Genomic DNA, 3,330 nt, shown 5'->3' on the forward strand with positions numbered 1-3,330 from the left:
TTCCTTATCGTTGCCTGCCAGCGTCCAGACGCAAAGTATTTCTCGGACGGTATCAGAGATAACTTCAATTTCCGTGTGGGACTTGGGCGTATCAGCGAATTAGGTTACGGTATGCTGTTTGGTTCAGATGTGAAAAAGCAGTTTTTTCAGAAGCGTATCAAGGGGCGTGGATATTGTGATGTGGGAACAAGCGTTATAAGTGAGTTTTACACGCCTTTAGTCCCGAAAGGACATGATTTTTTGCAGACTATCGGCTCTCTTGCACAAGCAAGGCAGGACGGGACGGCGACGTGCGAAGCGAAAGGCGACGGCACGGACTAGCCGTTGCTGGTGTGGCGTTAGCCACGCCAGCAGGTAAAACCCCTCGGTATCTAACAGAGGGGTACGTTTGCAAATAGACAATAGACGAAAAACATAGGAAACATAAGGCTTCTGGCATGATTTCCTAGCAAAATTCAGTTGTGAAGTCGCCTTAAAAAACTTCACACTTGACAGATTGGGGGTATGGTTCTGAATGAAGAACAATGGATAAAAGAATTACGGGAGAAACGAATTGTTTACGGCATCTCACAAGGCAGGCTGGCGGTGGCTTCTGGTATCACAAGAGAATATCTCAATAAGATAGAAAGCGGAAAAATGAAGCCGTCAAAGGAGCTTTTGGAAACTCTGCATAAAGAACTGGCAAGGTTCAATCCAGAAGCACCGCTTACCATGCTGTTTGATTATGTGAAAATTCGTTTTCCCACGCTGGATATACAGCATATCATCAAAGACATATTAAAACTGAATATCAACTATATGCTCCATGAAGATTACGGACATTACAGTTATACGGAGCATTACTCTTTAGGGGACATCTTTATCTATACGTCGGCTGACGAAGAAAAAGGTGTCCTTTTAGAGTTAAAGGGGCGTGGTTGCAGACAGTTTGAAAGTTACCTGCTGGCACAGCAAAGAAGCTGGTATGACTTTCTCATGGACGCACTTATAGACGGTGGCGTGATGAAGCGTATCGACCTTGCTATCAACGACCATACGGGAATTTTGGATATTCCAGAGCTTGCGGAAAAATGCAGGAAACGGGAATATATCGGAAAGTCCAGAAGTTATAAGTTTTACCAGTCGGGCGAGCTTATCAAGCACAGAGAGGACGACAGAGAATATATGGGGCGTACCCTTTATCTTGGTTCGCTGAAATCTGATGTATATTTCTGTATCTATGAAAAGGACTATGAGCAGTACGTCAAGCTGGGGACACCTCTGGAAGAAGCCGACATTATCAATCGTTTTGAGATACGGCTTCGCAATGAACGTGCCTATTATGCAGTACGAGATTTGCTGACGTATTATGACGCAGAACAGACCGCCTTTTCTATCATCAATCAGTATGTACGATTTGTTGATGAAGAACCCGACAAGCGAAAAAATGACTGGAAACTCAATGACCGCTGGGCTTGGTTTATCGGCGATAACAGACAGAGCTTGAAGCTGACGACAAAGCCAGAGCCTTACACCTTAGACCGTACATTGCGTTGGGTACAAAGGCAGGTAGCACCGACCTTAAAAATGCTGAAAAAGATTGATAAGGGAAACGGTACAGACTACATGGAAACAATCGAACAGCAGGCAAAGCTCACAGAAAAGCATGAAATGATAATCAAACAGCAGACGACCCCTGCAAAAGATTTGGTGGAAAGTTAGGAGTGATAAAAATGTGGGTATTATTAAAAGACTTCCTGCTGGTATCTATGGGAATGGGTATCGGCGTAGTCTTGATGTGTATTTTGAATGTCGGCAAAGAAGCTGACTATGAAATGAAACAATTAAAAGAAAGCGAGGACAAATAACATGAATTTCGGGCAAAATTTGTATCAATGGTTTTTAAGCAACGCACAGAGCTTAGTGCTTATGGCGATTGTAGTTATCGGTATCTACTTAGGTTTCAAGCGTGAGTTTTCCAAACTTATCGGCTTCTTGGTAGTTGCCTTGATTGCTGTCGGTTTGGTATTCAATGCTGGCGGTGTGAAAGATGTACTGTTAGAGCTGTTCAATAAGATTATCGGTGCATAAAATTTTATTGTGGTGTTGGTATGAGAATGGTATAATATGGATATGAAGAAAACGGCAAATTAAAATTTGTTGAAAGGAGTAAACAACTATGAAAATGTCAAAAGAAAAAATTGATATAAGCATGTTTGCCCCATGCGGAATGAATTGTAAGGTTTGTTATAAGCACTGTTACAATAAAAAACCTTGTTCTGGGTGCTTGAATAGTGATAAAGGGAAACCAGAACATTGTCGTAAATGCAAAATAAAGGATTGCATCAAAGGAAAATCGTTATCCTATTGTTTTGAATGTGCTGAATATCCATGTAAGTTGATTAAAAATCTTGAAAAAAGCTATAATAAACGGTATCAAGCAAGTCTTATAGAAAATAGCCGTTTTGTTCAAGGACATGGTTTGGAACATTTCATGGAACAGCAGAAAATAAAATATACTTGTCCTAAATGCGGTGGCATTATTTCTATTCACGATAAAGAATGTAGCGAGTGTCAAGAAAAAATGAAATAACAAAATTTCAGTTTATAGAACTAAGAAAATTAGAATTGATGGAGGGATATATTATGATAGGCTTTAGTATAATGATGTGGTTCTGTTCTGCTCTTCTCATATTTGTTAGTTTTTCTCTATTAAAAGGAAATTATTCTTCTGTTCATGGCAAAGTATTTGAAACCACAAACGACAGAAAAGGATATGCAAAAGCATTAGGAAAGCCTGTTTTATTGATAGGAATTTGTCTTTTGTTCTCTGGAGTGATTGCAGTTATATTACCGAAAGATTATGCTATTTCTATTGCAGTTATATTTATATTATTTATAGCTGTTATTTGTAGTATATGGCTGTATAAGATTCAAAAAAGATTTTCGTAAATCCCAGTTTGACAATTTCATATCCATACACACAAAGCAGTTAGTCTTAGGATTGACTGCTTTTTTCTTACCAAAATTTCAGATTGGAGTGATGAAATGAGCGATATTTTTAAGGATATGCAGTCAAAAGTCGGCTGTGATTATATTTCTGACCTGCCCTCTTACAAGCGTAAGGTATGGCATGAAATGAAACGACTGAACCCTGCCGACTATGAAGAAAGACAGTTAGAAGATTTTTCAAAGTATGTGTTTGGTATGCCGTACCAGACCATAAAAGATGTGATGAAACAACAGAAAGGACGTGAGGAACAATGCAGGAAACAAGGGTGCTGGTGGAAACGAGAGGAACAACTGGCGAAGAAACAATATCATACTGGTTTGAACTGCCGATAGATGTTG

General features: G+C 39.5%; 6 protein-coding genes and 1 pseudogene. All 7 read left to right on the top strand.

The features are described from left to right. Positions 1 to 321, top strand: a pseudogene (locus I4V84_RS19370) (ATP-binding protein); the annotation flags it as partial. 183 nt (positions 322 to 504) lie between these two features. Next, positions 505 to 1,701 carry a MobT family relaxase gene (mobT, locus tag I4V84_RS19375; protein WP_195993187.1) on the top strand — a complete coding sequence of 399 codons (1,197 nt, stop codon included), beginning with the start codon at positions 505 to 507 and terminating at the stop codon, positions 1,699 to 1,701. A gap of 11 nt (positions 1,702 to 1,712) precedes the next feature. Further along, positions 1,713 to 1,847 carry a DUF3789 domain-containing protein gene (locus tag I4V84_RS19380; protein WP_021651360.1) on the top strand — a complete coding sequence of 45 codons (135 nt, stop codon included), beginning with the start codon at positions 1,713 to 1,715 and terminating at the stop codon, positions 1,845 to 1,847. A gap of 1 nt (position 1,848) precedes the next feature. After that, positions 1,849 to 2,070 carry a hypothetical protein gene (locus I4V84_RS19385; protein ID WP_002323342.1) on the top strand — a complete coding sequence of 74 codons (222 nt, stop codon included), beginning with the start codon at positions 1,849 to 1,851 and terminating at the stop codon, positions 2,068 to 2,070. An 88-nt stretch (positions 2,071 to 2,158) separates the two neighbouring features. Next, positions 2,159 to 2,572 carry a DUF3795 domain-containing protein gene (locus tag I4V84_RS19390; protein ID WP_021738773.1) on the top strand — a complete coding sequence of 138 codons (414 nt, stop codon included), beginning with the start codon at positions 2,159 to 2,161 and terminating at the stop codon, positions 2,570 to 2,572. 53 nt (positions 2,573 to 2,625) lie between these two features. Next, the gene (locus tag I4V84_RS19395) at positions 2,626 to 2,931 is read left to right on the top strand and encodes a hypothetical protein (protein WP_021425049.1); all 306 of its coding nucleotides are present in this window, start codon (positions 2,626 to 2,628) and stop codon (positions 2,929 to 2,931) included. Between the two features lie 96 nt (positions 2,932 to 3,027). Beyond that, positions 3,028 to 3,324 (top strand): conjugal transfer protein, encoded by a 297-nt coding sequence (locus tag I4V84_RS20980; protein WP_334286239.1) that lies wholly within the window; start codon positions 3,028 to 3,030, stop codon positions 3,322 to 3,324. The last annotated feature ends 6 nt before the right edge of the window (positions 3,325 to 3,330 follow it).

This window comes from Ruminococcus sp. 1001713B170207_170306_F1, from assembly GCF_015668065.1.
Classification (GTDB): domain Bacteria; phylum Bacillota; class Clostridia; order Lachnospirales; family Lachnospiraceae; genus Blautia_A; species Blautia_A faecis.